This is a genomic window from Cellulosimicrobium sp. G4 BAM 1002 (assembly GCF_057126935.1).
Genome location: NZ_CP182109.1, coordinates 3,917,179 through 3,943,245, shown reverse-complemented (window position 1 = coordinate 3,943,245; position 26,067 = coordinate 3,917,179). Strand labels below are relative to the sequence as shown.

The window sequence follows — 26,067 nt, the reverse complement described above, 5'->3', positions numbered from 1 at the left end:
GGCGTGATCGATTGTCCCAGGAAGTCTCATTGATCCCGTCCCGGGGGTCGTCGAGGCTCGAGCCATGAGACGACTCACCTACTTCGTGGCCCTCTCGATCGACGGCCACATCTCCGGTCCGGACGACGAGGTCGACTTCTACCCGTCCTCCGACGCGTACAGCGCCCGCATGATAGAGAACCACCCCGACGTCCTGCCCACGCACGGGCGTCGCCAGCTCGGCATCGACGACGAGCCCCTCCGGACGTTCGACACGGTCGTCATGGGCCGCCGGACGTACCAGCCGGCGCTCGACCTCGGGATCACGAGCCCGTACGCGCACCTGCGCCAGTACGTCGTGTCGACGACGCAGCCCGAGCTCGACCCGAGCGTGACCGTCGTGCGCGACGACCCGATCGGGCTCGTGCGGGCGCTCAAGGCCGAGGACTCGCCGCTCGACATCTACCTCGCGGGCGGCGGCGTCCTCGCCGGATCGCTCCTCGGCGAGATCGACCGGCTGGTCGTCAAGCTGTACCCCGTGGTCGCAGGCGCCGGCCGGACCGCGTTCGGGTCGCTCGGGTTCCGCCCCACGACGTTCGACCTGACGGACGTCACGACGTTCGACGGCGGGAACGCCGTCCTCACCTACGACCGTGGGTGACCACCCTGCCGTGCGTGCGCTCACCCGCCGGACGACGCTCTTCGCCGCGCGCGGAGTGGTGACCGTCCGGCTCCTGCGCGTGCGCGTCCGGCGACGCGCGCTGCCCTGGCGCGACGTCGGAGCGTCGTCGGGCGGCGAGGCGGAGGAGCCGCCGGGCGGAGCGCCGACGGGCGAGGGGCGGGACACGCACCTAGCCTGACCGGCATGAGGCCGTTCCTGCTGCTCGCGTCGCGCGCGGAGGACCCGGCGGCCGACGGCGAGCACGACGCGATGTGCCGTCACGCGGGCCTCCGGCCGCACGAGCTGCACCGGGTGCGGATGGAGGCCGGGCCGCTGCCGACGATCGACCTCGACGACTACTCGGGGGTCATCGTCGGCGGCAGCCCGTTCGACTCGACGCTCCCGGAGGCGCGCAAGTCCTCGACCCAGCGCCGCGTCGAGCGCGAGCTCGCGCCGCTGCTCGACGAGATGGTCGAGCGGGACTTCCCGTTCCTCGGGGCGTGCTACGGCGTCGGGACGCTCGGCCTGCACCAGGGCGCCGTGCTCGACCACACCTTCGCCGAGCCGATCTCGCCGGTCACGATCCGGCTCACCACCGAGGGCCGGGCCGACCCGTTGCTCGTCGACGTGCCCGACGAGTTCGAGGCGTACGTGGGTCACAAGGAGGCCGTGCGCGAGCTGCCGCCGCACGCGGTGCTGCTCGCGTCGTCGGACACGTGCCCGGTCCAGATGTTCCGGGTCAAGGAGAACCTCTACGCGACGCAGTTCCACCCCGAGCTCGACCTCGACGGGATCCTCACCCGGATCGGCGTCTACCGGGGCTACGGGTACTTCCCGCCCGAGGCGGCGAGCGAGGTCGAGGAGGTCGTGCGGCGCGGCTCCGTGTGGGCACCGCACCGGATCCTCGCGGCGTTCGTCCGCCGCTACGCGCGCGACTGACGACGCGCACCCTGCCGAGCAGGCGCTCGACGAGTCGTCAGCGGGTGGCGGGCTCCGGGGTCGCGCCCGACGGCGTCTCGACCTCGGCCGTCTGCGGCACCTCGGCTGCGGCGGCGTCGAGCGCGACGGCGCGGCGGTGGGCCCGGACGGACCACGCGACGGCCGCAGCCCAGACCACCGCGACGAACCCGAGCACGACCCCCTGGACGGTCCCGCTGGCGTCGACCCAGTCCGAGCGCAGGAGCGTGCGGACGTTGGTCAGGACGATGACGCCACCGACGGCGGACCCGAGGATGCGCGGCGGCAGGAGCCGCACGAGCCACGCCGCGATCGGCGCGGCGACCAGGCCGCCGAGGAGGAGCGCCACGACCCAGAGCGGCTCGATGCCCTGCGACCCGAGCGAGACGAGGAACCCGAGCGACGCCGCGATCGCGACGAGGAACTCGCTCGTGTCGATCGACCCGATCACCTTGCGCGGCTCGATGCGGCCCGACGCGAGCAGCGCGGGAGTCCCCACCGGGCCCCAGCCGCCGCCTCCGGTCGCGTCCACGAAGCCGGCGACCAGGCCGAGCGGGGTGAGGAACCGCTTGCGCAGCGGCAGGCCGAGGCGGCCCTTCGGCAGCCCGACGAACGTGAAGCGCGACAGCACGTAGACACCGAGCGCGAGCAGCAGGAGCGACATGACCGGCGCGGCGAGCTCGGTCGACAGGCTCGACAGGAACGTCGCGCCCGCGAACGCCCCGACCGCGCCCGGCACGCCGATGCGCAGCACGACCTTCCAGTCGACGTTCCCGAACCGCCAGTGCGCCGCACCCGACGCGAGGGTCGTGCCGATCTCCGCGAGGTGGATCGTCGCCGACGCCGCGGCGGGATTCGTCCCGATCGCCAGCAGCAGCGTCGTCGACGTGACGCCGTACGCCATGCCGAGGCTGCCGTCGACGAGCTGCGCGCCGAGGCCCACGAGGGCCAGCAGGATGAGCGTCCGCACCGCAGTCCTCCGAGCTCGGGTCGCCGGGGGTCCCGGCGTGTCCCGACAAGGTTGACCGAACGAGTCCAGTATGTGAAGCGCCGACCACATGGTGGGCGAGTGTTAACGGCGTCGGCGTGGTGCTGTCAGCGCACGTTGGTCGGTCTGGTTCGGCGGTGACGGGCAGTCCGAGCACACGGCCCCACCCCGGCGCGGACGCAACCACGCCGCCCCGCTCGACCCGACCCCGCTCGACCCGAGCCCACGGGTCAGGGGTTCTCCCAGGCGTCGGCTCGTGCGGCGAGGGCCTGGACCTCGGGAGGCAGGTCGCGGGCGACGACGTCGGCGATGCTCACGCGGTCGAGGACGTCGCGGACGCTCGCCCGGAGCGCGACCCAGACGTCCAGCAGTCCTGCGGCGGAGCCGTCGTACTCGAGGCTCGGCGGGCGCTCGTCGCGCACGGTGACGAGCGGGCCGTCGACGGCGCGGAAGACGTCGGCGAGGGTGACCTCGGAGGCCGGTCGGGCGAGGCGGTGCCCTCCGGAACGGCCCCGGACGCTCGCGACGATGCCCGCGCGCCGCAGGTCGCCGAGGATCCGCTCGAGGAAGCTCACCGGCAGACCTTGGCCGGCGGCGAGGTCCTCGGCGCGCACCGGGTCGCCGTGGGGGGACGCCGCGAGCTCGGCGCACGCCCGCACGGCATAGTCAGCCTTCGCCGAGACACGCATGAGGACATTGTGCCGTGGAACGCGCGCGCGTTCTCACCCGGCAGCGCATGCTCAGGTCCTGCTCCCAAGCCCTACGCTGTGACGCGTGGACGTGCGCGAACGCAACAACGTGCGGGTCGTCGGGGCGGCTGGCCGACCGACGATGGTGCTCGCGCACGGGTTCGGCTGCGACCAGTCGATGTGGCGCTTCGTCACGCCGGCGTTCGCGGTCGACCACCGCGTCGTCCTCTTCGACCACTCGGGGTGCGGCGCGTCCCACCCCACGTCGTGGGAGCCCGCCCGCCACGCCGACCTGACGGGTTACGTCGCGGACGTGATCGAGGTCGTCGAGGAGGTGGCGGACGAGCCGGTGGTCCTCGTCGGCCACTCGGTGAGCGCGATCATCTCGATGCTCGTGGCGGTCGAACGGCCCGACCTCGTCGACCGGCTCGTGCTGGTCTGCCCGAGCCCGCGGTACATCGACGACGACGGCTACCGCGGCGGGTTCAGCGCGGTCGAGATCGACGAGCTGCTCGAGACGATGGACGTGAACTACCTCGACTGGACCCAGGCGATGGCGCCGGTGATCGTCGGCAACCCGGACCGCCCCGCGCTGGGCGACGAGCTCGTCGAGGTCTTCCGCCGCAACGACCCGGAGATCGCCCGCCAGTTCGCGCGCGTGACGTTCCTCGGGGACAACCGGGCCGACCTCGCCCGGGTGCGCACCCCGAGCCTCGTCGTGCAGAGTCGCGAGGACGTGATCGCTCCGCCCGAGGTCGGGCGCTACGTCCACGAGCACGTCCCCGGCAGCGACCTCGTCGTCATCGACTCCGTCGGTCACTGCCCGAACCTCTCGCACCCCGATCTGCTGATCGGTGCGATGCGCGACTGGCTCCGGACGGGCTGATGCCGACGTCGCGCGCGGAGCGCTGGCGGCTCGCCCCGGTCGCCCTCCTGCTCCTCGACGCGGAGGCGCGTGTCCTGGACGCGAACGACGAGTTCCTGCGCCTGCTCGACGTCCCGGACGTGGAGGCGATCGCGGGACGGCGGCTCGCCGACCTGCTGACGGTGGGTGGCCGGATCTACTGGGAGACCCACCTCGGTCCCCGCCTGCACGAGGCGGGCCGCGTCGACGAGGTCGCCGTCGAGCTGCGCACGCCCGGGGGGCGCGAGCCGATGCTGCTCACGGCGATCGAGCGGGACGTGCGCGGGGAGCGGCTCGTCGAGGTGGCGATGCTCGGTTCCCGCGAGCGCGCGCGCTTCGAGCACGAGCTCGTCGCCGCTCGTCGCGCGGCCGAGGCGGCGGAGCGGCGCGTGCGGACGCTCCACGGGACGGCTGCCGACCTGGCGAGCGCGGCGGGGCTCGACGGTGTGGCGAGCGTGCTCCTGCGGGCCGCCGTGACGGTCCTCGGCGCGCAGGAGGCGGCGCTGTGGGTGACGCAGGACGGGCACCGGCTGCGTCGTTGGGTCGGGGTCGTCGGCGGGGTAGCGCGCAGCGCTCCGGCGGCCGAGGAGTGGGTCGTCGACCCGCCGACGACCGACGAGCTCGCGGCGACGGCGGCGCGCGCGGGCGGCGACGTCGTCGTGCCGTTGCGGACGGGCGGCACGTTGCTCGGCGTGCTCGTCCTCCGACCGCGCCGGGCGCCGGGAGCGGACGCGCTCGACCTGGGTACCGTCACTGCCGCCGGGCAGCTCGCGGCGCTCGCGCTCGCGCGCGCGCAGACCCACGAGCAGAGCATGTCGGTCGCCTCCGAGCTGCAGCACGCGATGCTCGCCGACGGGATCGTCAACGACCCGCGCGTGCGCGTCGCGGCGCGTTACCGCCCCGGCGTGCACGACCTCCACGTGGGCGGGGACTGGTACGACACCTTCCTCGTCGCGCCCGACACCCTCGCGGTGTCGGTGGGGGACGTCGTCGGGCGCGGACTCGGTGCGGCGACCGCGATGGGACAGCTCCGCACCGCCGCACGTGCCGGCGCCGACGCCGGGCTCGGCCCCGAGCGCGTCGTCGACCGGCTCGACCGGTTCGTCGAGCGCACCGGGACGGGCTTCATGGCGAGCCTCGTGTACGGGGAGCTCGACCTCGTGGAGGGGGCGCTGCGGTACTCGTGCGCGGGCCACCTCCCGCCGCTGCTGGTCCGCGCCGCCGGCGACGCGGCCTTCCTCTGGCACGCGCGCTCCACCCCGCTCGGGGTTCGGGGGGCGGCCGCGCGGGCCGCGGACGACGTCGTGCTCGCCCCGGGCGACACGCTCCTCCTGTACACCGACGGGATCGTCGAGCGCCGCGACCGGTCCCTCACGGCGGGCCTCGACGAGCTCGCGGAGGTCGTCGCGAACGCGTTCGCGGCGCGTGTACCCGTCGACGAGGTCCTGGGCGCGCTCGTCGACCGGGCGGTGTCGCACGACGACGCGTGCGTCCTCGCGGTGCGGTGGCTCGGCCCGGGGTCAGCGGACGAAGAACGGTCCGGCTGAGGGTTCGGCGAGCCAGGCGCGCGCGTGCCCGAGCCGCTCGACGGTCGAGCGTGCGAGGTCGTCGGGGAGCGCGTCCGCGGTGAACCACGCGACGGCGAGCGACTCGTCGTCGGCGACGCGTGCCTGCGCGGCCGCCTGCGCGGAGACCGGACGGCACAGGAACGCGAGGTCGAGGTACTGCGAGCGGTCGCCGTTGGGGTACTCCACCGGCTCCGTGACGGTGACCGCGACGAGCGTGTCCACGACCACCTCGACGCCCGTCTCCTCGAGCACCTCCCGCGCGAGCCCGACCGCCGGGTCCTCGCCCGGCTCGAGGATCCCGCTGATCACGGCCCACTGCCCGGTGTCGGCGCGCTGCCCGAGCAGCAGCCGCCCGTCGTCGTCCACCACGACGGCCGAGACCCCCGGCATCCACAGCAGGTCGGTCCCGACCCGGGACCGGAGGGCGGCGACGAACTCGGGGATCGGCATGGGTCGAGCCTAGGGCGACCGGCGCGCGAGACGTACCGCCTGCGCGGCGGGCGCCTGTGCTACGGTCCCCTCGTGACTTCTCAGTGGTATTGGCGCTTTACGCAGGCTCCCGGTGGAGCCGTGCGGGCGCTCGCCTGACCACTTCCACCCGGAGCCAGCACAGGGCCTTGGACGCGACCGCGTCCGGGCCCTTCGTCGTGAGACGGGCCGCTCCGGGGACCACGGGCGGCAGCAGGCCGGTGAGGGCTTCCGTCGGACGACGGCCCGAGAACCCCGCCGCACGAACCAGGAGCCTCCCGTGACCAGCACGACCACCCCGCCCGAACCCGCGACGTCCGACCAGGTGACGAGTACCGTCGACCCCGTGGACAGCCCCGAGCTGCAGGCGCGCACGAGCGACCTGCGGGTGCGCGCGCTCGACGCGCTGCCCGCCCCGCGCGCGATGCTCGCCGACCTGCCGCTCGGCGCGACGCGCAGCGACCTCGTCACGACATCGCGCCGCGAGGTCCGCGACGTCCTCGCGGGCGACGACGACCGCCTTCTCGTCATCGTCGGCCCCTGCTCGGTGCACGACCCCGAGGCCGCCCTCGACTACGCGGGCCGCCTCGCCGCCGTCGCGCGCGAGCTCGCCGACGACCTGATGATCGTCATGCGCGTGTACTTCGAGAAGCCCCGCACGACGGTGGGGTGGAAGGGCCTCATCAACGACCCGCACCTCGACGGGTCGCACGACGTGCACCACGGCCTGCGCCTCGCGCGCGAGGTGCTGCTCGGCGTCCTCGACGCGGGCGTGCCCGCGGCGTGCGAGTTCCTCGAGCCGACGAGCCCGCAGTACATCGCCGACGCCGTGTCGTGGGGTGCGATCGGCGCGCGCAACGCCGAGTCGCAGGTGCACCGCCAGCTCGCGTCCGGCCTGTCGATGCCGATCGGGTTCAAGAACGCGACCGACGGCGACGTGCGGATCGCCGTCGACGGCTGCATCACCGCGGCGAGCGAGCACACGTTCTTCGGCATGGACTCGCTCGGGCGTGCCGCCGCGGTCGAGACCGCGGGCAACCCCGACTGCCACGTCATCCTGCGTGGCGGGCGCTCGGGCCCCAACTACGGGGCCGACGACGTCGCCGCGGCGCTCGCGGTCGCGCGCACCTCGGGCCTCGGCGGGGTCACGGAGCACGGGCTCGTCGTCGACGCGTCGCACGGCAACTCCGGCAAGAGCCACGTGCGCCAGGCGGAGGTCGTCCGCGAGGTCTCCGCGCGCCTCGCGGACGGCGAGCAGGGCATCACCGGGCTCATGATGGAGAGCTTCCTCGTCGCCGGTGCGCAGAAGCCCGCGCCGAGCGGGCTCGTGTACGGGCAGTCGGTCACCGACGCGTGCATCGACTGGGACACGACGGCGGACCTGCTGCGCGAGCTCGCCGGAGCGGTCCGCGCCCGCCGCGGGCTCTGACCGCGGCGCCGCCGCGCGACCCGTCCGGTCGCGCGGGGGCGTCAGCCCGCGGCGACCCACGGGCCGATCGTCGCGGTGCCGCCGTCGAGCAGGTCGAGGCCGTCCGCCACGCCGTCGATGCCCGCGAGCGGGACGACCCCGTCCGGGCCGCTGGGGTGCGGGGCGACGAGCAGGGTCGTGACGCGCGGCGGGTCGTCGGCGGTCGAGCCGCCGCGCCAGGACAGCTGCGCCCACGCCGTCGCGCCCGGGTCGAGCGTGAGCGGTGAGAGAGCATCGGTCTCCGGTTCCAGGAGCACGTCCGTCTCGGTGCCGTCGTCCGCGAGGAACCGCACCGCCGGGGCGCCGGCCAGCACACACGCGGCCGCGCCGTCGTTGCGGGCAGTGAGGGTGAGGAAGCGGCGACCCGCCGCGGCGTCGAACCCGGTCGCGCCGAGCGCGAGGTCACCGGGGGAGCACGCGCCGGCGGGTGGCGCGTCAGCGTGGCCGGGCACGGCGCCGCCCACGTGACCCGACCGGGTCGGGGCGTCTCCGCGGTCCGTCGAGCCGTGCACCTGGTACGCGAGCGCCGGCCCGTCCCACGCGACGCCGTCGAGCCAGCGGACGACGGGGGTCGCGTCCCCCGAGGTGATGACGGTCAGCAGGGGGTCGTCCGGGATCGTGTCGCGGACGGCCTCGTAGGCGACCTGCGTGACGGACGGCTGCGCGGCGGCGTCGGCGACGAGGGTGAGCAGGGCGTCGTCCGGGACGGTCAGTCCGTCGCCGTCGTAGGTGCCGACGCCGTAGCCCTCGAGGCCCAGGCTCGTCAGCCCGCGACCTTCCGCGCGCACGAGCCCGGCGACCGGGACGAGATCCGTCGCCGCACGCACGCCGACCGAGGCGGAGTCCGGCGCGAGGGACACGGTCCGCACCGGGTCGTGGCCGACGAGGCGCACCGCGTCTGCGACGGCGTCCGTGCCGAGAAGATCTGGGCGCGGCTGCCCGGTCGACGGGTCGACGCCTCGGTTCGCACGCGCGTGGAACCCGTCGTCGACCGCGAGCGTCGCCCCGGCCGCGGTGGTTCCCTCGACCCGCAGGGACCACGTCGCCCCGTCGGGAGCGCCCTGGAGGATCGCGCGCGCCTCGTCCGCGGTGCGCTGAGCCTCCTCCGGCGAGGGGAGCGGCGTGACGAGCGTGAGGCGCCCTGCCTCGCCGGACGTGCCCAGTGCCTCCGCGTCGGCGACGCCGGGCAGCGCGCGCAACCGTGCCGCGATCTCCTGGTGACCGACGGGTGACGAGCCCGGACCGGCGTGGGAGGTGACAGCGTCGTCGGGGCTCGCGGTGGGGGACGAGGAGCGGGAGGCGTCCGCTGCCCCTGCGTCGCGGAGGAGCGCGGGTGCGACGAGCGCCGCGGTGGTCGCCAGGGCGACGCCGACGACCGCGGCGAGCACCGGGACCAGTACCGCGGCGCGTGGCGTGGCCGGCTCGGGCGTCGGGGTGGGTGGGGGTGCCGCTTCGCGCTCGTCGTCCACGGCGGTGACGCTATCGCGGGGCCGGGTGGTCCGGTGCGGCTGGCGAGGGGTCTGCGCACCGTGCGCGCCGACTCTTCACGACCTCGTCGTGGCGTGGGTTGGGAGCGCTGCCAAAGCGGTCTTTCCGGCCACCGGGGGACCTCCCGGGCAACCTGCCGCCGCGCTTCATACCAGGATTCCCCGCACCCGGCAACATCTGGCATGATCCGGCCATGACAGTGAGGACGGCCGCCGAGCTCGCGGCGGTCGAGGATCCCGCGTGGCCGACGCTGGCCCGCATGCTCGGGCGCGCCGGCGTGGAGGTCGTGCCGGCCCCCGAGTGGTCCCTCGAGGTCCTCTTCCGGCTGCAGGTCACCGTGCGGTCGACGCTGGGTGCCCTCGCGCTGCACACGGGCGGCGTCCTCGTCGACGGCGGCTGGTTGCGCCTCATCGGCGGCGGTGGTGCGGGGCTGCCGGACCTCGCGACGGTCAACGGGCTCGGGGAGCCGGGCGACGACAGCGTCGCACCGTCGGTGCTCGTCGTCGCGTACGACGTCCTCGGCGGCACGTTCGCGATCAACGGCGGGGGCCTCGACGGGCCTCTGGGCAACGTGCACTACTTCGCGCCCGACTCGCTCGCGTGGATCGACCTCGGCTTCGGCCAGGCCGCCTTCCTCGAGTGGGCCGTGAGCGGAGGTACCGCCGAGTTCTACGCACCCGTGCGCTGGCCCGGCTGGTACGACGAGACCCTCGCCGTGCCCCTCGACGCGGGGCTGAGCATCTACCCGCCCCTGTGGTCCGAGGAGGGGAGCGACGTGGCCCGGTCGTCGCGCACCACCGTCCCGCTCGCCGAGCTCGTGAACTGGCACTTCGAGATGGCCGAGCGCATGACGCCCGTCGACGACTACGTCCGCGACAGCGACGAGCACCTCGACGGCTACGGCGACTGGCCGACGGGCAGCACGCTCCCGTAGCTCGACCCCTGAGGGCCTCGCCGGCCCCGGTCGCACAGGAACCTGGATCGGCTCGTTCTCGTCGCTTGTCGCGCACCTGCACCTGTATACAAGTGCGCAATGCTGTGCCACGATGGCCGGGTGACGACGACGCCGGACCTGCGCGCCGCCGTCGGGCAGGCCACGACCGCTCCCGGCGACGCCGGGCTCGCGCGCCGCCAGTCCGGTGCGCGCGCGGTCTACGACCTCCTGCGCGGCCGCATCATCGACGGCACGCTCGCGCCCGACGCGCGGCTCACCGAGCCGGTGCTGTCCGCCGAGCTCGCCGTCTCCCGGACCCCCGTGCGCGAGGCGTTGCGCCTGCTCCAGGCCGAGGCGCTCGTCGTCGAGCTGCCGACCGGGGGAGTGCGCGTCGCGCCGCTCGACGTCGCCGACGCACGCCGCGTGTACGACGTCCGCGCGCGCCTCGAAGGGCTGCTCGCGCGGGACGCGTGCGAGCGCGCCCGGCCCGACGACGTCGAGCGCCTCTCCCGTCTCGTCGCCGTCATGGACGCCGTGCGGGACCACGAGGACGAGGTGCTGCGCGTCGGAGCCCAGTTCCACGGCGAGATCGAGGCGCTCGCCGACAACCGCTGGGCGTCGGCGCTCCTGCGCCAGATCCGCGGCCACGTCGACCGCTACCGCGCGCTCGCCGCCCGCCGCCGTGTCGGCACCACCGACCACGTCGACGAGCACCGCGCCGTCGCGGACGCCGTCGCGAGCCGCGACCCCGACGCCGCCGAGGCGGCGATGCGCGCCCACATCGAGCGCAGCGCCGCTCTCGCCGAGCAGTCGCTGCGCGCCGACGAACCGAACTGACCGACCCACCGAGCCCAGGCCACCACCGGAAGACCACGAGCGGAGCAGTCCCGATGCCGTACACCCACCACCTGCGCGTCTACCCGAGCGCCGAGCCGCTCGACCGCGCCGACCAGCTGGCGTGGAAGCTCGCCGAGCTCGCGACCGACCCCGTCGAGGTCACGCCCGAGGTCGTCGACATGGTGATCAACCGCGTCATCGACAACGCGGCCGTCGCGGCCGCGAGCCTCACGCGCGGCCCGGCGGTGGCGGCGCGCGGCCAGGCGCTCGCGCACCCCTACACCCCAGGCGCGACGGTGTTCGGCTGCGACCTCGCGACGCGCACGAGTCCCGAGTGGGCCGCGTGGGCGAACGGCGTCGCGGTGCGCGAGCTCGACTTCCACGACACGTTCCTCGCTGCCGAGTACTCCCACCCGGGCGACAACATCCCGCCGATCCTCGCCGTCGCGCAGCACGCCGGCTCCGACGGTGCCGCAGTCGTGCGGGCGATCGCGACGGGCTACGAGATCCAGGTGGACCTCGTGCGCGCGATCAGCCTCCACCAGCACAAGATCGACCACGTCGCGCACCTCGGCCCGTCGGCCGCCGCGGGCATCGGGACGCTGCTCGGCCTCGACACCGAGACGGTGTTCCAGGCGATCGGCCAGGCCCTGCACACGACGACCGCCACGCGCCAGTCCCGCAAGGGCCAGATCTCCACGTGGAAGGCGCACGCCCCGGCGTTCGCGGGCAAGGTCGCGGTCGAGGCCGTCGACCGGGCCATGCGCGGCCAGACGTCGCCCGAGCCGATCTACGAGGGCGAGGACGGCGTCGTCGCGTGGCTGCTCGACGGCCCGGACGCCGCGTACGACGTCGTGCTGCCGGCCCCCGGCGAGCCCAAGACCGCGATCCTGGACACGTACACCAAGGAGCACTCCGCGGAGTACCAGTCGCAGGCGCTCATCGACCTCGCCCGCGCGCTGCACGACGAGCACCCGTGGCTCGCGGACCCGGACAACGTCGCGAGCATCGTCATCCACACGAGCCACCACACGCACTACGTCATCGGCTCGGGCGCGAACGACCCGCAGAAGTACGACCCGACCGCGTCGCGCGAGACGCTCGACCACTCGATCCCGTACATCTTCGCCGTGGCGCTCCAGGACGGCGGCTGGCACCACGTCGACTCGTACGCCCCCGAGCGTGCGGGGCGCCCGGACACCGTCGCGCTGTGGGCCAAGGTCACCACGGCCGAGGACTCCGAGTGGACGCGCCGCTACCACTCGACCGACCCGGCCGAGAAGGCGTTCGGCGGGCGCGTGGAGATCGAGCTGTCCGACGGCGGCCGGCTCGTCCGGGAGATCGCCGTCGCCGACGCGCACCCGCTCGGCGCGCGGCCGTTCGGCCGCGAGCAGTACGTCAAGAAGTTCCGCACGCTCGCGGCGGGCGTCCTGGAGGACGCCGAGATCGAGCGCTTCCTCGACCTCGCGCAGCGGCTCCCGTCGCTCACCGCCGACGAGTTGCGCGAGCTGACGATCGTCGGGCGTCCCGGGCTCCTGGATTCCGTGCCCACGCCGACCGGGCTCTTCGAGCTCGGCCGCGACGAGGCCGCCGGGGCGGCGCAGACCGAGTTCGAGGGCGAGGGCTTCACCATGCACGAGGCGCCCGACGCCGCGGGCGAGACGGCCGGACCGGGCGACGCGACGTCGTCGGGCACCACGACGGACGCGGGAGGCGAGTGATGCTGTACAGCCAGGTGACGCCGTCGGACAAGCGTCGCGCGTTCCGCGCGGCGCTCGACGCCGCGGCGACGACGGGGGAGCCGCTGCGGCTCCCCGGTGCGTTCAACCCGCTGTCCGCGCGACTCGTCCAGGACAAGGGCTTCGAGGGCGTGTACGTGTCGGGGGCGGTGCTGTCGGCGGACCTCGGGCTGCCCGACATCGGCCTCACGACGCTCACCGAGGTCGCGGCGCGCTCGCAGCAGATCGCGCGCGTCACGGACCTCCCGGCGCTCGTCGACGCCGACACGGGGTTCGGCGAGCCGATGAACGTCGCGCGCACCGTCCAGGCGCTCGAGGACGCGGGAGTCGCGGGCGCGCACGTCGAGGACCAGGTCAACCCCAAGCGGTGCGGCCACCTCGACGGCAAGGAGGTCGTCGGGCTCGACGAGGCGGCGAAGCGGATCCGCGCGGCCGCCGACGCGCGGCGCGACCCGGGCTTCCTCATCATGGCGCGCACCGACGTGCGCGGCACGATCCCGGGCGACGCCGGTCTGCGGGCCGCGATCGACCGCGCCAAGGCGCTCGTCGACGCCGGTGCGGACGCGATCTTCCCCGAGGCCATGAAGGACCTGTCGGAGTTCGACGCCGTCGCGTCCGCCGTCGACGTGCCCGTGCTCGCCAACATGACCGAGTTCGGCAAGTCCGAGCTCTTCACTCGCCGCCAGCTCGGCGACGCCGGCGTGCGGTTGATCATCTACCCCGTGACGCTCCTGCGGGTCGCGATGGGCGCGGCCGAACGCGCGCTCGACGAGATCGCCGAGACCGGAACGCAGGAGGGACAGGTGGCGGGCATGCAGACGCGCGCCCGGCTCTACGAGCTCCTCGACTACGCCGCCTACAACACGTTCGACGAGGGCATCTTCACCTACCGGCCCTGACGACCCGCGCGACCCGTGCTGCACGAAGGAGTGACCGCATGACCATCCCCACCGCACCGACCACCGAGGACCCCGAGATCCGCAAGGGCCTCGCGGGCGTCGTCGTCGACGTCACGGCGATCTCCAAGGTCAACCCCGACACCAACTCGCTCCTCTACCGGGGCTACCCGGTGCAGGACCTCGCCGCCCGCCGCAGCTTCGAGGAGGTCGCGTACCTCTTGTGGCACGGCGAGCTGCCGACGCCCGAGCAGCTCGCCGAGCAGACCGCCGTCGAGCGCGCGCACCGCGCCCTGCCCGGGAACGTGCGGAACGCGATCCTCGAGCTCCCGACGACGTGCCACCCCATGGACGTGTGCCGCACCGCGATCTCCCAGCTCGGCGCGCACGACCCCGAGGCCGAGGACTCCTCGCCCGAGGCCGAGCAGGCCAAGGCGCTGCGCCTGTGGGCCGTGCTGCCCGCCGCCGTCGCGCTCGACCAGCGACGACGCCGGGGTCAGCAGATCGTCGAGCCGCGCGACGACCTCACCTACGCGGAGAACTTCCTGTGGATGACGTTCGGCGAGGAGCCCGAGCCCGCCGTCGTCCGCGCGTTCGAGGTGTCGATGGTGCTGTACGCGGAGCACTCCTTCAACGCGTCCACCTTCACCGCGCGCGTCATCACGTCGACGCTCTCCGACCTGCACTCCGCCGTGACCGGCGCCGTCGGGGCGCTCAAGGGCCCGTTGCACGGCGGCGCGAACGAGGCCGTCATGGCGACCTTCGCCGAGATCGGGACCGCCGACCGCGCCGAGGCCTGGCTCGACGACGCGCTCGCCCAGAAGCGCAAGATCATGGGCTTCGGGCACCGCGTCTACAAGCACGGCGACTCCCGCGTCCCCACCATGCGCGCGACGCTCGACGACCTCGTCGCCCACTACGGCCGCCAGGACCTCCTCGACCTGTACACCGCGCTCGAGACCGCGATGACCGAGCGCAAGAACATCCTCCCCAACCTCGACTACCCGGCCGGCCCCGCCTACCACCTCATGGGTTTCGACACCCCGATGTTCACGCCGCTCTTCGTCGCGTCGCGCGTCGTCGGGTGGACCGCGCACGTCATGGAGCAGCGCGCCGCCAACGCCCTGATCCGCCCGCTCAGCCAGTACGTCGGCGCGGACCAACGCGAGCTCCCCTGACGCCGAGGGAGAACCCGGTCGGTCGAGGTAGAACGGTGGTCGCGCGAGGTAGAACCGTGGTCGTGTCCGACGGCGCGTGCGGCTTGGGTGTCGGGGTGGGTGGGGGCGCCGCGTCTTCCATCCGCCGCTCGTTCCTCGCGGCTCCCGCCAGGCCCGACCACGACGCGGCGCCCCCACCCACCCCTCCCGGCTCCGACCCACCTGGTCCGCGCTCGCCCGGGCCCACGACCCGGATGGCCGGTCTCGGCACGTGACGACGGTCCGACCGACCGTCGGCTCGACCCGGACCACGGTTCTACCTCGCGCGACCACGGTTCTACCTCGCCGGGACCGGGAAACTGCCGGTGGTGAGGTGGTGGCTGAGCGGGTGGGGCGGCGTCGGACGCGAAGGGCGTCAAGGCCGCGCTCCTCAGACCCACGCCCGACAGACCAGGGTGACGGCGCGGACAGCCCGAGCACCGACGCCGTCCCGCACGCGGACCCGACCATGAACCGCCCGAGCAACTAGGGCACCGTCACGAGACGAAGCCCTCCAGCTCGGCACGGTCGACGGGGCCTTCGCGGTGTATCAGCTCCTTGATCCGGTCCATCTGCTCCCAGACGTTGACAGCCATGCCGGCCTCGACGCGGCCGTCCTTGACCCAGAACGCGACGAGCTCGCGGTCGGGGAGGGAGCCGGAGACGACGACCTCGTCGTACGCGTCGGGGCCGGCGACGAAGCCGAGGTACTCCATGCCGACGTCGTACTGGTCGGAGAAGAAGTAGGGGAGCTCGGGGTAGGGGTCGGTGGCGCCGAGCATCGCCCGTGCGGCGTGCGGGCCCTGGTTGAGCGCGGTCGCCCAGTGCTCGACGCGGACCGACCGCCCGTAGCGCGCGGTCGGCACGCTCGCGATGTCGCCGGCGACGAAGACGTCGGGATCCGTGGTCTGGAGCGTCGCGGAGGCGACGACGCCGCCGGTCGCGGAGTCGAGCGCGAGGCCCGCGTCCCGGGCGAGCGCGACGTTCGGGACCGCGCCCACTGCGACGAGCACGAGGTCGGCCTCGACGTGGGTCCCGTCGGCGATGTCGACGCCCGACACGCGGCCGCCCTCGCCCGAGATACCCGTGACCTGGGCGCGGCGGTGGAGGTGGACGCCGTGGTCGGTGTGGACCTGCCCGTACAGCTCGCCCATCTCCGGGCCGAGGACGCGCTCGAGGGGGTGCGTGCCGAGCCCGATCACCGTGACGTCGAGGCCGAGCGAGCGGGCGGAGGCCGCGACCTCGAGCCCGATCCAGCCGTCGCCGACGATCGCGAGCCGCCGCGCGCCGCCGTCGTGGGCGGCACGTAGCGCGGCGGCGAGAGAGTCGCTGTCGTCGAGCGTGCGCAGCTCGTGGACGCCGTCCAGGTCGAGGCCGGGCAGCGGGATGCGGCGCGGGTCCGAGCCGGTCGCGAGGAGCAGCTTCTCGTACGGCAGCGTCCGGCCGTCGGCGAGGGACACGCTCCGCCCGGCGAGGTCGACGGCGGTCGCCTCGGTCTCGGTGAGGAGCTCGACGTCGTGCTCGGTGTACCAGTCGGCCGCGAGCGGGAACACTGCGTCGCGCTCCGCCTCGCCGCGCAGGTAGTCCTTGGACAGCGGCGGGCGCTCGTACGGCCGGTGCGGCTCGCGTGCGACGACGGTCAGGCCGCCGTCGTAGCCCTCGCCGCGCAGCGTCTCGACCGCCTTCGCCGCCGCGAGCCCTCCTCCGACGACGACATGACGTCCAGCGCTCATGACTACCTCCACGGTGACTCGATGCCCGGGACTCGGACGGACGGCCCCAGTCTCGCGCGATCAGGTGCGAGGTGCGCGGTGCCGGGTCGTACGCCGACCCTCCGCGCGGTCGGCCTGCCCGACGCCGGCCGCGTCGACACCCGTCGTGGCGGCGTCACACGTTCTACGTGACGACCCGGCGCGCGTCCTGGTCCAGGCTGGCCTCGGAGCCGCTCTCGGCTCGCGACCGCGGGAGAAGGAGGGGGCGGCATGACGCAGAGCGTTGGCCGACCGGGCGACGACAGCGGCGGGTACGCGACGTGAGCATCGTCGTCGGTGCGCTCGTGACGGCCGTCGTGGTCGCTCTGTCCGTCACGGCGATGCTGCTCGTCCGCCGTCGCTCACCCGTCGGGAGCCGGTTCAGCGACGGCGACCGTGCGTCCGGCGTCTTCGGCGTGGTCGCGACCGGCTTCTCGGTGCTCCTGGGGTTCATCGTCTTCCTCGCGTTCGAGGCGTACGACGAGGCGAGGAGCGGCGCCGAGGAGGAGGCACGGGTCGTCGTGCAACAGCTCGAGACCGCGCAGTTCTTCGCGCCCGCCGACGCCGCACGGCTCTCGGGGCAGCTCGTCTGCTACGCGAGGTCCGTCGTCTCGAGCGAGTGGGAGCAGATGGCGGACGGCGACCTCGGGGACGCGGTCAACCCGTGGGGCGTCGAGCTCTACCGGACCGTCCGCGACGTCGTGCCGGCGACGGACACCCAGCAGTCCGCCTACGACCGGTGGATGGACCAGACGGCCGCGCGCGAGGACGCCCGCCAGTCCCGCGTGCACGGTGCGGAGGGCCTCATCCCGCTCCCGCTGTGGCTTGTCCTCTTCGTCGTCTCCGCGACGGTCTTCGTCTTCCTGCTCTTCTTCGCGGACCCGGGGGAGAGCGCGCCGACGCAAGGCCTCCTCATGGGCAGCGTGGCGCTCGTCATCACGCTGCTGCTCTGCCTCCTCGCGTTCTTCGACCAGCCGCACGGGCACGAGGTCGGCAAGCTGCGCCCGACGGCGATGGAACGCACCCTCGTCCTCCTCGACGAGGAGGCGAGAGCAGCGGGCCTCGAGGTCGAGATCCCGTGCGACGCCTCGGGCACGGCGGCCGAGACCGTCACCGACCGGTCCTGAGCCCTGCGACGTCCGGTACGGCGGCGGCGGTCTGTCGCGCGGCACGGAGGGAAGCGGGGCGACGGCCCCCATGCGAAAGGCCCTCTGGCCAGCGTTTCCGCTGGCCAGAGGGCCTCTCTCAACCGGTCGGGGTGACAGGATTTGAACCTGCGACCTCTTCGTCCCGAACGAAGCGCGCTACCAAGCTGCGCCACACCCCGGTTTGCTCGTCCACGCGGCGTCGGCGGAAGATCCACCCTTCCGCGCGGGAAGCCTGCCCAGAATAGCCGACGAAGTGCCGTGCGACGAAACGCGATTCCCGTGACCCCGGCGACACCCGCCCCGGGGCGACGACGGCAGGCCGGCCGGACGCCGTCAGCACCCGACGACCGGCTCCGCCGTCAGCGTGACGTGAGCGTGAGCAGCGTCGCCTCGGGCCGGCACGCGAACCGCACCTGCGCGTACGGAGACGTCCCCGCACCGGCGGAGACGTGCAGCCACGTCGACCCGTCGCCACCCGCCTCGTCGGGGCGCTGCCCCGGCCAGCCGTGCAGCCCCTTGGCGCGCTTGCGGTCGATGTCGCAGTTCGTCACGAGCGCGCCGAACCCGGGCACGCACAGCTGACCCCCATGCGTGTGCCCCGCGAGGATCAGGTCCGCGCCGTCGTCGTGCATGTCGTCGAGGACGCGACGGTACGGCGCGTGCGTGACGCCGAGCCGCAGGCCGGCACCGTCCCGGGCTGCCGAGGCGTCGGCGTCGGTGCGTGCAGGGAACGCGTCACGGTCGAGGTGCGGGTCGTCGACCCCGGCAAGATCGATGCGCAGGTCGCCCACCTCGACGACGTCGCGCCTGTTCGTGAGGTCCGTCCAGCCGGCGCCGCGGAAGGCCGCCGCGAGCTCCCCCGCGGGCAGCAGGCGCGCCTCGCCGGCGAACGGCAGGCGGGCATCGGGCAGGAGGTAGCGCGCCGGGTTCTTGGGGACCGGTGCGTAGTAGTCGTTCGACCCCATGACGAACGCGCCCGGGGTCGAGGAGAGGAGCGGTTCCAGCGCGTGCAGCAGCGGCTCGAGCGCGTCGACGTGCGCGAGGTTGTCGCCGGTGTCGACGACGAGGTCCGGCTCCAGCGCGGCGAGCGACCGGACCCACTCGATCTTGCGCTGCTGCGTCGGGGTCAGGTGCAGGTCCGAGACGTGCAGCACGCGCAGGTCGCGCGCACCCGGGGGCAGGACCGGGACCGTCACCTCACGGAGCGTGAAGAGCTTCGTCTCGACGTGCGCGTACGCGACCCCTGCCGCGCCCACCGCTGCGAGTGCGCCGACCCCGCGCAGCGCACGACGCCGTCCGACGGCGCTCAGCCGTTCCCTCCGCCGTCGCCGAGGTTCTCGAGCCAGTCGCCGATCGCGTTCTCGTCCCGGCCGCCGCCGTTCCCGCGGTCACCCCGGTCGCCGCGGTCGCCACCGTCGGCGTCGGCCGGCGGAGCAGGCGTGCCCGCAGCGGGCGGAGGAGTCCCGCCCTCGGGAGCGGTGGGCGGGGCGGTCGGCGGCGGGGCCGGCGCGTTGACCCTTCCCCAGTCCGGGCTGGCGAAGCCGGGTGCCGGCTGGCCGGCGAGGACCTGGTTCATGTAGTCGCGCCACGTCGGCGCGGCCAGGCTCGATCCGTACCAGTACGAGAGCGTCCGGCCGTTGATGGTGAAGCGGCCGTTCATCTGGACGTCGCTCTCCGCGTTGCCGATCCAGACGGCGGTCGTGACCTGCGGCGTGTAGCCGATGAACCAGGTGTGCGTGTTGTTGTTCGCCGTACCGGTCTTGCCCGCGGCGGGACGGCCGTCGGCGAGCGCGTTCCCGCGGCCCGAGCCTTGCGTCAGCACCTGCTGCAGGGCGTAGGTGACGGTGTTGGCGATGGCGGGGTCGATCGCGTTCGGCTGGCAGTTCGCCGACGGGACCGGGAGCTCCTCGCCGTTGGTGCCGACCACCCGGGTGATCGCGATCGGCGAGCAGTAGGTGCCGCCGGCGGCGAACGTCGCGTACGCCGCAGCCATCTGCAGCGGCGACGAGTTCTGGGTGCCGAGGATCATCGACGGGCGGACCTTGACCTCACCCTCGTCGTCCAGCATGGAGGGCTGGAAGCCTGCCGCCTTGGCCGTGTCCGCGACGCCGCACAGGTCGAGCTGGCTCGCCATCGTCGTGTAAGCGGTGTTCACGGAGTTGTACGTCGCCTTGAGCACCGACATCGACCCGCTCCCGGGACCGTCCGAGTTGGCCGGCGTCCACTTCTCGGTCCCGAACCGCGCGCAGCTCGCGTGGAAGTCGCGGTTGAGGGTCCACGTGCGCTTGTTCGCGCTCACCGTCTCGTAGAGCGAGTGACCCTCCTTGAGCCATTGCGCGAGGACGAACGGCTTCCACGTCGAGCCGGGGGAGAAGCCGTTCGACGATCCGTGCGCCTGGTCGACGCTGTAGTTCACCGCGGTCGTGTTGGGCGCGGGCTCCTGCGTGACGTCGTACGCGCGGTTCTGCGCCATGGCGAGAATCTTGCCTGTGCCCGGCTCGATGCTGACGATCGAGTCCTCGAGCTGGCTCGGGTCCTCGGCAGGCACTGCCGCCGCCGCGTGCTGCTCGGCGGCCGCCTGCATCGCCGGGTTGAGCGTCGTGAAGATGTCGAGACCGCCGCGGTAGAGCAGCGCCTGCCGGTCCGCCTCGGTCTCCCCGAAGGCAGGGTCCGAGGTGATGATCTTGGTCACGTAGTCGCAGAAGAAGGCCGACCCGCCCGCTCCCTGGCACCCCACGGAGACGGGCTGGATGTTGAGCGTGTCGGCGAGCGGCGTCTTCCAACCCGTCTCGTACTCGTCCTTGGTGATGAACCCCTGCTGGTACATCTGGTTGAGCACGATGTTGCGGCGCTTCTGCGACTCCTCCGCGTTGGTCGTCGGGTCGTACGTCGACGGCGCCTTGGTGATGCCCGCGATCGTCGCCGCCTGGACGGCCGTCAGGTCCTTGGCGCTCACGCCGAAGTAGTGCTGCGCGGCGGTCTCGACGCCGTACACCGACCGCCCGAACTGCGCGATGTTGAGGTAGCCCTGGAGGATCTCCTCCTTGGTCATCCGCTTCTCGAGCGAGATGGCCAGCTTGGCCTCGCGCGCCTTGCGGCCGAGCGAGTCCTCCTTGGCCTCGTAGAGCGCCATGGTGTCGTCCTCGCGGACCGCCTTCTCGATGAGCACGTTCTTCACGTACTGCTGCGTGAGCGTCGAGGCGCCCTGCGTCGACCCGCCCGTCACGTTGTTCACGACGGCGCGCGGGATGCCCTCGACGTCGACCCCGCCGTGCTCCCAGAAGCGCTTGTCCTCGATCGCGATGACCGCGTTCTTCATGTAGTCCGACACCTGGTCGAGCGGGACCACGATGCGGTTCTCGGTGTAGAACGTCGCGAGCTTCGTCGTGCCGTCGTTGGCGTAGATGCGCGACTGCTCGGCGAGCGGGCCCGGCTCGAGGTCCTCGGGCAGCTCGTCGAAGACCTCCACCGCCGTGTCGGTCGCGGTGTTCGCGCCCGCGGCGAGCGGGACCAGCAGTCCGGCGGCGAGCACGCCACCGACGCCGGAGACCAGGACGAACGCCAGAAGAAGGGCGATCAGCTGGTACGCGTTGATCTGCCGACCGCGAGGACGCACAGGGGAAGCCATGGTGACAACCCTACGGGAGCGACCCTGCGCGAGCCCTGGAAAGCCAGGGCTCCCGGGTGTGCGGGTTGTGTGAGCATCCCGCGCGGCGAGACTCACGGCCGAGCCGGCAGCGCGCCACGGAGCGTCCGACTACGCTCGCCCCATGGCAACCACCTGGGAGTACGCGACCATCCCCCTGATCATCCACAACACCAAGGCGGTCCTCGACCAGTGGGGCGCCGACGGCTGGGAGCTCGTGCAGGTCGTCACCGGCCCTGACGGCAACGGCCTCGTCGCCTACCTCAAGCGCCCGACCGGCGAGAAGTAGTGAGCGGCTTCCCCGCCGGCACGATCGCCGCGCGCCTCACCGAGCTCGGCATCACGCTCCCCGAGGTCGCCGCGCCCGTCGCGGCGTACGTGCCGGCGGTCCGCTCCGGCAGCTACGTCCACACCTCCGGCCAGCTCCCGTTCGTCGACGGCGCGCTGGCCGCGACCGGCAAGGTGGGTGACGGCGAAGGCCTCGTCCCGCCCGCCGACGCCGCGGCCCTTGCCCGCGTCTGCGCGCTCAACGCCCTCGCCGCCGTGCACGACGTCGTCGGGAGCCTCGACCGGGTCGCCCGCGTCGTCAAGGTCGTCGGCTTCGTCGCGAGCGACCCGTCGTTCACCGGCCAACCCGGCGTGGTCAACGGCGCGAGCAACGTCCTCGGCGAGATCTTCGGCGACGCAGGCATCCACGCGCGCAGCGCCGTCGGTGTCGCGGTCCTCCCGCTCGACGCCCCGGTCGAGGTCGAGATCGTCGTCGAGCTCGCGGAGTAGTTCAGGCCGCTCCCGGGCCGGTCACCACCACGGGGTTCCCGGGGGTGGCGGCGGCGGGTCTACCATCCGCGACGCTCGGTCCTCGCGCCGCTCCCGCCAGACCCACCACGACCCGCCGCCGCCACCCGTCCACCCCGCTCGGCGGTCGCCTAACCTCGCGGCCGGACCCTCGCGTCGAGCCCGGGGTTGGATGCCAAGGTGACGCGTCGGTGACGCGCGACCCCGGGTTCGACGCCGAGCCCTGGCTAGTGAGGCAAGCGGTGCTCGGGTGGCGCGTGAGCCGGGGTTCGACGCCGAGCCCGGGGTTGTGAGGCATGGCTGTGCGTGAGTAGCGCGAAACCCCGAGTTCGACGCACGACCGCGGGCGTCGGCATCGGAGGGCTGTCGGCCCGCCCATCGGCCGTCGGGCAGGCCGACGCGAGGCCCCCGACAGGCTCGCGACGCCCCCACCCGCAACCTCACCCAGGTGATCACGACACCGTGGGGGCGACACCTCAGCGGGCGCGGCGCTCCAGGCGGTCGAGGTCGAGCAGGACGACGGCGCGGCCCTCGCGGCGGACCCAGCCGCGCGTCGCGAAGTCGGCGAGCGCCTTGTTGACGGTCTCGCGCGACGCTCCGACGAGCTGGGCGAGCTCTTCCTGCGTGAGGTCGTGCGCGACGCGGACGCCCTCGTCGGTCTCCTCGCCGAAGCGCGTGGACAGGTCGAGGAGAGCCTTGGCGACGCGGCCGGGGACGTCGGAGAAGACGAGGTCGGCGAGCGTCTCGTTGGTGCGGCGCAGGCGACGGGCCAGGGCGTTGAGCAGGTGCTTGGCGACGCTCGGGTGCTTCTCGATCCACTCGACGAGCTGGTCGTGGCCGAGCTCGTAGATGACGGAGTCGGCGACGGAGCTGGCAGTGGCGGTGCGGGGGCCGGGGTCGAAGAGGGAGAGCTCGCCGAACATCTCGCCGGGGCCGAGGATCGACAGGAGGTTCTCGCGGCCGTCGTTGGAGCGCCGGCCGAGCTTGATCTTCCCGACGGCGATCACGTACAGGCGGTCGCCCGGCTCACCTTCGCGAAAGAGCACGTCGCCGCGCGAGAGCTCGATCTGCTGCATCGACTCGAAGAGGGTGCGCGTCTCGTCCGCGTCCATGGTCGCGAACAGGGGGGCGGAGAGCACAACGTCGTCGTCCACGCGGGGTGTCCTATCGTCTCGTCCTCGTGATGTTCCAGGGCAATTCTGCCCTACCGCTGCAACTCGGGTGTCGGACGTGGCCGTTACGGTGGGCTCGTGACCACCACGGAGACTGCTCGCAGGGGCCCGACGAGGCCCGAGTCGCACCTCGCGCTGGTCCGGCGGGCGCGGCGCATCAACCGGGAGCTCGCCGTCACGTACCCGGACGCGCACTGCGAGCTGGACTTCACGACGCCGCTCGAGCTGCTGGTCGCGACGGTGCTGTCGGCGCAGACGACGGACAAGCGCGTGAACCTCACCACGCCGGCGCTGTTCGCGAAGTATCCCGATGCCGCGGCGTACGCGGGGGCGGACCGCGGCGAGCTGGAGGAGATCCTGCGGCCCACCGGGTTCTTCCGGGCGAAAGCGCAGTCGGTGATCGGCATCGGCCAGGCTCTCGTGGAGCGGTTCGACGGCGAGGTGCCGGCCCGGCTGGCGGACCTCGTGACCCTGCCGGGGGTCGGGCGCAAGACGGCGAACGTCGTGCTCGGCAATGCGTTCGGGGTCCCGGGGCTGACGGTCGACACGCACTTCGGGCGGCTCGTGCGCCGCCTGGGATGGACCACCGAGGAGGACCCGGTCAAGGTCGAGCAGGTGGTCGGCGGGCTGGTCGAGAAGTCGGAGTGGACGATGCTGTCGCACCGGCTGATCTTCCACGGCCGGCGCGTGTGCTTCGCCCGCAAGCCCGCGTGCGGGGCGTGCAGCATCGCGCAGTGGTGCCCGTCGTTCGGCGTGGGGGAGACCGACCCGGTGAAGGCGGCGAAGCTCGTCAAGACGAGCTGACCCCGGAGGTGCGCGGCAGCCAGTCGAGCAGAAGATCGGTGACGGCGTCGGGCGCCTCCTCCGGCAGGAAGTGCCCTGCGTCGGGGACGACCTCGAACCGGTAGTCGCGTGCGAGCGCGGCGCCGTCCGCGTCGGCGAGCTCGCGGCGCAGCAGCCCGTCCTCCTCGGCGTGGACCTGGAGCGCGGGGACGCCGACGGGGCGACGCAGGGCCGCGAGGTAGCGCCGTCCGTCCGGGCGTGGTGTGGAGCGCACCGCCCACCGCAGCGACTCCATCGCGGTGTGCGCGGCGAAGGGGATGCGCATGACGGTCCGGTAGGTCTCGACGACGTCGGCCGGGAAGGGCCGTGCCGCGCCGGTGGCGAGCACCTCGTCGACGAGGGTGCCACGGACGAGGGCGCGTTCCGGCAGGGTCGGGACCTGGTAGAAGGCGAGCTGGCGCACCGCGGCGGCGGTGAGCAGGCGGTGCGCCGAGGTGTGCAGCCGTGCCGGGTGCGGTGCGGAGAAGGCGGCGACCCCGGCGGTCACCGCGGGCTGCAGCGCCGCCATCGCCCACGCCAGGCTGCCTCCCGTGCCGTGCCCCACGACGACGGCGTTCCCCGCCCCGAGCGAGCGGATCACCCCGGCGACGTCGCGGGTGCGGGTCGGCGCGTCGTAGCCGATCGGTGGCTTGTCGGACGCGCCGACGCCACGCACGTCCATCGCCGCGACGCGGTAGCCAGCCGCGGCGAGCGGCTCCATCTGGTGTCGCCACGCCCACCAGAACTGGGGGAACGAGTGGAGCAGGACGACGAGCGGTGGGCCGGGGTCGCGCACGCCGCGGTCCTCGGGACCGGCGAGCGCGACGTGGAAGCGCGCGCCGTTGGCGGGGACGAACTCGTGGCGCCACGGTCCGTCGGGCAGGGCGGAGGTGAAGTCGGAGGGGTCGGCCGTCACCCGGACGAACTTACCGGGCTCCCCGGTCCGCTCTCGGCCGACGAGCCGGTCGCGCCTGCTCCCGTCTCTGTCGGCACGTCCGCCGACGACGCCTCGGCGGCCGGGCGGCGGTCCTTCGGCGGGTCGAACCGGTAGCCGACGTTGCGGACCGTGCCGATGAGCTGTTCGTGCTCGGGCCCGAGCTTCGCGCGGAGCCGGCGCACGTGCACGTCGACCGTGCGGGTGCCGCCGTAGTAGTCGTAGCCCCAGACCTCCTGCAGCAGCTGGGCGCGCGTGAAGACACGGCCCGGGTGCTGCACGAGGTACTTGAGCAGCTCGAACTCCTTGTACGTGAGGTCGATGGGGCGTCCGCGCAGGCGGGCGGTGTAGCCGCTCGCGTCGATGGCGAGCTCGCCCGCGGAGATCTCCTGCGGCCCGTCCTCGACGGGCCCGCGCGCCGAGCGCTCGATGACGAGGCGGAGCCTCGCCTCGACCTCCGCCGGCCCGGCGGCCTCGAGGAGGAGGTCGTCGGCACCCCACTCGGCGGTGACGACCGTGAGACCGCCCTCGGTGAGCACGAGGACGAGCGGCACGGTGAGGCCGGTCGCGTGCAGGAGCCGGCACGTCGTGCGGGCCGCGACGAGGTCGCGCCGCGCGTCGAGCAGCACGACGTCGGAGTCCGGGGCGTCCACGAGCGCCGACGGCTCCATGGGCAGGACCCGGATCCGGTGGGACAGCAGGCCGAGCGCGGGCAGGACCTCGACGGACCCGCCTGTCGCGGGGGTGAGGATGAGCAGGTCTGCCATCCGGCACCTCCTTCCGGGTCGCAGGGCGCGGGCGGCGCCCCGGGCGTCGTCGCGTGGCGACCGGACCTGACGTCTCGCAGGGTGCGGCGCCACGTTCTCGGTCCGTGGATGGTTACCGTATCGCGTGGGGAGCGGTACCACGGCGGTGTCTCACGTCCGGCGCCGGGTCGCGCCGGCCGCAGCCTCCGGGAGCGACGCTCCGCGAGACTCTGCGACACTCTGAGGCGTGCTGCACGACTCGACGCCCTTCTCCGGCCCCC

24 protein-coding genes, 1 tRNA gene and 1 pseudogene are annotated in these 26,067 nt (G+C 73.5%); 15 read left to right on the top strand and 11 right to left on the bottom strand.

The genetic code is table 11. The features are described from left to right. Positions 1–64: 64 nt before the first annotated feature. Genes ACMXGY_RS17515 through ACMXGY_RS17505 form a run of 3 tightly spaced genes read left to right on the top strand, consistent with a single transcriptional unit; the run spans position 65 to position 1,579 of the window. Complete coding sequence (locus ACMXGY_RS17515; RefSeq protein ID WP_483774248.1) at positions 65–640, top strand: dihydrofolate reductase family protein; 576 nt, start codon at positions 65–67, stop codon at positions 638–640. Continuing rightward, a complete protein-coding gene (locus tag ACMXGY_RS17510) occupies positions 633–839 on the top strand; it encodes a hypothetical protein (RefSeq protein ID WP_483774247.1) in 207 nt (68 codons plus the stop codon). The genes ACMXGY_RS17515 and ACMXGY_RS17510 overlap by 8 nt, the downstream gene beginning before the upstream one ends. Before the next feature lie 5 nt (positions 840–844). After that, the gene (locus ACMXGY_RS17505) at positions 845–1,579 is read left to right on the top strand and encodes a glutamine amidotransferase (protein ID WP_483774246.1); all 735 of its coding nucleotides are present in this window, start codon (positions 845–847) and stop codon (positions 1,577–1,579) included. A gap of 37 nt (positions 1,580–1,616) precedes the next feature. On the opposite strand, the gene ACMXGY_RS17500 is transcribed toward ACMXGY_RS17505, so the two are convergent. Both ACMXGY_RS17500 and ACMXGY_RS17495 read right to left on the bottom strand, forming a co-directional pair. Beyond that, on the bottom strand, positions 1,617–2,567 hold the full coding sequence (locus ACMXGY_RS17500; protein WP_483774245.1) for a sulfite exporter TauE/SafE family protein: 951 nt from the start codon (positions 2,565–2,567) through the stop codon (positions 1,617–1,619). Positions 2,568–2,815: 248 nt separating this feature from the next. Continuing rightward, positions 2,816–3,274, bottom strand: coding sequence for an RrF2 family transcriptional regulator (locus ACMXGY_RS17495; RefSeq protein ID WP_483774244.1), 459 nt, complete (start codon positions 3,272–3,274; stop codon positions 2,816–2,818). Positions 3,275–3,359: 85 nt separating this feature from the next. On the opposite strand from ACMXGY_RS17495, the gene ACMXGY_RS17490 reads away from it, so the two are divergent. After that, positions 3,360–4,160, top strand: a complete 801-nt coding sequence (locus tag ACMXGY_RS17490; RefSeq protein WP_483774243.1) for an alpha/beta fold hydrolase — start codon at positions 3,360–3,362, stop codon at positions 4,158–4,160. Then, the gene (locus ACMXGY_RS17485; protein ID WP_483774242.1) at positions 4,160–5,725 is read left to right on the top strand and encodes a PP2C family protein-serine/threonine phosphatase; all 1,566 of its coding nucleotides are present in this window, start codon (positions 4,160–4,162) and stop codon (positions 5,723–5,725) included. Before ACMXGY_RS17490 ends, ACMXGY_RS17485 begins: the two co-directional genes overlap by 1 nt. Here the strand turns inward: ACMXGY_RS17485 and ACMXGY_RS17480 are convergent. After that, the gene (locus tag ACMXGY_RS17480; RefSeq protein ID WP_483774241.1) at positions 5,699–6,196 is read right to left on the bottom strand and encodes an NUDIX hydrolase; all 498 of its coding nucleotides are present in this window, start codon (positions 6,194–6,196) and stop codon (positions 5,699–5,701) included. The two genes, ACMXGY_RS17485 and ACMXGY_RS17480, sit on opposite strands and share 27 nt — an antisense overlap. A 343-nt stretch (positions 6,197–6,539) precedes the next feature. On the opposite strand from ACMXGY_RS17480, the gene ACMXGY_RS17475 reads away from it, so the two are divergent. Further along, complete coding sequence (locus ACMXGY_RS17475) at positions 6,540–7,643, top strand: 3-deoxy-7-phosphoheptulonate synthase (RefSeq protein WP_483776893.1); 1,104 nt, start codon at positions 6,540–6,542, stop codon at positions 7,641–7,643. A gap of 41 nt (positions 7,644–7,684) precedes the next feature. Here ACMXGY_RS17475 and ACMXGY_RS17470 read toward each other — a convergent pair whose 3' ends face one another. Next, positions 7,685–9,151 carry a DUF4232 domain-containing protein gene (locus tag ACMXGY_RS17470; protein ID WP_483774240.1) on the bottom strand — a complete coding sequence of 489 codons (1,467 nt, stop codon included), beginning with the start codon at positions 9,149–9,151 and terminating at the stop codon, positions 7,685–7,687. A 212-nt stretch (positions 9,152–9,363) separates the two neighbouring features. On the opposite strand from ACMXGY_RS17470, the gene ACMXGY_RS17465 reads away from it, so the two are divergent. The 5 genes and pseudogenes from ACMXGY_RS17465 to ACMXGY_RS17445 all read left to right on the top strand — a co-directional run bounded on the left by ACMXGY_RS17465 (position 9,364) and on the right by ACMXGY_RS17445 (position 14,754). Next, on the top strand, positions 9,364–10,104 hold the full coding sequence (locus ACMXGY_RS17465) for a DUF2625 family protein (protein ID WP_483774239.1): 741 nt from the start codon (positions 9,364–9,366) through the stop codon (positions 10,102–10,104). A 120-nt stretch (positions 10,105–10,224) separates the two neighbouring features. Continuing rightward, the gene (locus ACMXGY_RS17460) at positions 10,225–10,941 is read left to right on the top strand and encodes a GntR family transcriptional regulator (protein WP_483774238.1); all 717 of its coding nucleotides are present in this window, start codon (positions 10,225–10,227) and stop codon (positions 10,939–10,941) included. Positions 10,942–10,994: 53 nt separating this feature from the next. After that, positions 10,995–12,509 (top strand): annotated as a pseudogene (locus ACMXGY_RS17455) (MmgE/PrpD family protein); the annotation flags it as partial. Positions 12,510–12,661: 152 nt separating this feature from the next. Then, positions 12,662–13,579, top strand: a complete 918-nt coding sequence (gene prpB / locus ACMXGY_RS17450; RefSeq protein WP_483774237.1) for a methylisocitrate lyase — start codon at positions 12,662–12,664, stop codon at positions 13,577–13,579. A gap of 38 nt (positions 13,580–13,617) precedes the next feature. Further along, positions 13,618–14,754, top strand: a complete 1,137-nt coding sequence (locus tag ACMXGY_RS17445; protein ID WP_483774236.1) for a bifunctional 2-methylcitrate synthase/citrate synthase — start codon at positions 13,618–13,620, stop codon at positions 14,752–14,754. Positions 14,755–15,269: 515 nt separating this feature from the next. Here the strand turns inward: ACMXGY_RS17445 and ACMXGY_RS17440 are convergent. After that, positions 15,270–16,505, bottom strand: a complete 1,236-nt coding sequence (locus ACMXGY_RS17440) for an NAD(P)/FAD-dependent oxidoreductase (protein WP_483774235.1) — start codon at positions 16,503–16,505, stop codon at positions 15,270–15,272. Positions 16,506–16,804: 299 nt separating this feature from the next. Here ACMXGY_RS17440 and ACMXGY_RS17435 point away from each other — a divergent pair, with 299 nt between their 5' ends. Beyond that, positions 16,805–17,650: a bestrophin-like domain gene (locus ACMXGY_RS17435; protein WP_483774234.1), complete on the top strand. Its 846-nt coding sequence runs from the start codon at positions 16,805–16,807 to the stop codon at positions 17,648–17,650. Positions 17,651–17,776: 126 nt separating this feature from the next. Here ACMXGY_RS17435 and ACMXGY_RS17430 read toward each other — a convergent pair. From ACMXGY_RS17430 to ACMXGY_RS17420, 3 genes are all read right to left on the bottom strand, one after another. After that, a tRNA-Pro gene (locus ACMXGY_RS17430) sits at positions 17,777–17,850 on the bottom strand. A gap of 180 nt (positions 17,851–18,030) precedes the next feature. Next, entirely contained in the window at positions 18,031–18,927 is an 897-nt protein-coding gene (locus tag ACMXGY_RS17425) for a metallophosphoesterase (RefSeq protein ID WP_483774233.1), read from the bottom strand. Between the two features lie 50 nt (positions 18,928–18,977). After that, entirely contained in the window at positions 18,978–21,299 is a 2,322-nt protein-coding gene (locus ACMXGY_RS17420) for a transglycosylase domain-containing protein (RefSeq protein ID WP_483774232.1), read from the bottom strand. A gap of 142 nt (positions 21,300–21,441) precedes the next feature. Here ACMXGY_RS17420 and sp36 point away from each other — a divergent pair, with 142 nt between their 5' ends. Together sp36 and ACMXGY_RS17410 are read left to right on the top strand one after the other, a co-directional pair. Beyond that, entirely contained in the window at positions 21,442–21,606 is a 165-nt protein-coding gene (gene sp36 / locus ACMXGY_RS17415) for a Sp36 family protein (protein WP_115943240.1), read from the top strand. Further along, on the top strand, positions 21,606–22,094 hold the full coding sequence (locus ACMXGY_RS17410) for a RidA family protein (RefSeq protein WP_483774231.1): 489 nt from the start codon (positions 21,606–21,608) through the stop codon (positions 22,092–22,094). Before sp36 ends, ACMXGY_RS17410 begins: the two co-directional genes overlap by 1 nt. 494 nt (positions 22,095–22,588) lie before the next feature. Here ACMXGY_RS17410 and ACMXGY_RS17405 read toward each other — a convergent pair whose 3' ends face one another. Then, positions 22,589–23,266, bottom strand: a complete 678-nt coding sequence (locus ACMXGY_RS17405; RefSeq protein WP_483774230.1) for a Crp/Fnr family transcriptional regulator — start codon at positions 23,264–23,266, stop codon at positions 22,589–22,591. A 96-nt stretch (positions 23,267–23,362) separates the two neighbouring features. On the opposite strand from ACMXGY_RS17405, the gene nth reads away from it, so the two are divergent. Then, positions 23,363–24,088 (top strand): endonuclease III, encoded by a 726-nt coding sequence (gene nth, locus ACMXGY_RS17400; protein ID WP_483774229.1) that lies wholly within the window; start codon positions 23,363–23,365, stop codon positions 24,086–24,088. On the opposite strand, the gene ACMXGY_RS17395 is transcribed toward nth, so the two are convergent. Together ACMXGY_RS17395 and ACMXGY_RS17390 are read right to left on the bottom strand one after the other, a co-directional pair. Continuing rightward, positions 24,075–25,022: an alpha/beta fold hydrolase gene (locus tag ACMXGY_RS17395; RefSeq protein WP_483774228.1), complete on the bottom strand. Its 948-nt coding sequence runs from the start codon at positions 25,020–25,022 to the stop codon at positions 24,075–24,077. The genes nth and ACMXGY_RS17395 overlap by 14 nt on opposite strands. After that, positions 25,019–25,807, bottom strand: coding sequence for a winged helix-turn-helix transcriptional regulator (locus ACMXGY_RS17390; RefSeq protein ID WP_483774227.1), 789 nt, complete (start codon positions 25,805–25,807; stop codon positions 25,019–25,021). Before ACMXGY_RS17390 ends, ACMXGY_RS17395 begins: the two co-directional genes overlap by 4 nt. Positions 25,808–26,067 lie beyond the last annotated feature (260 nt).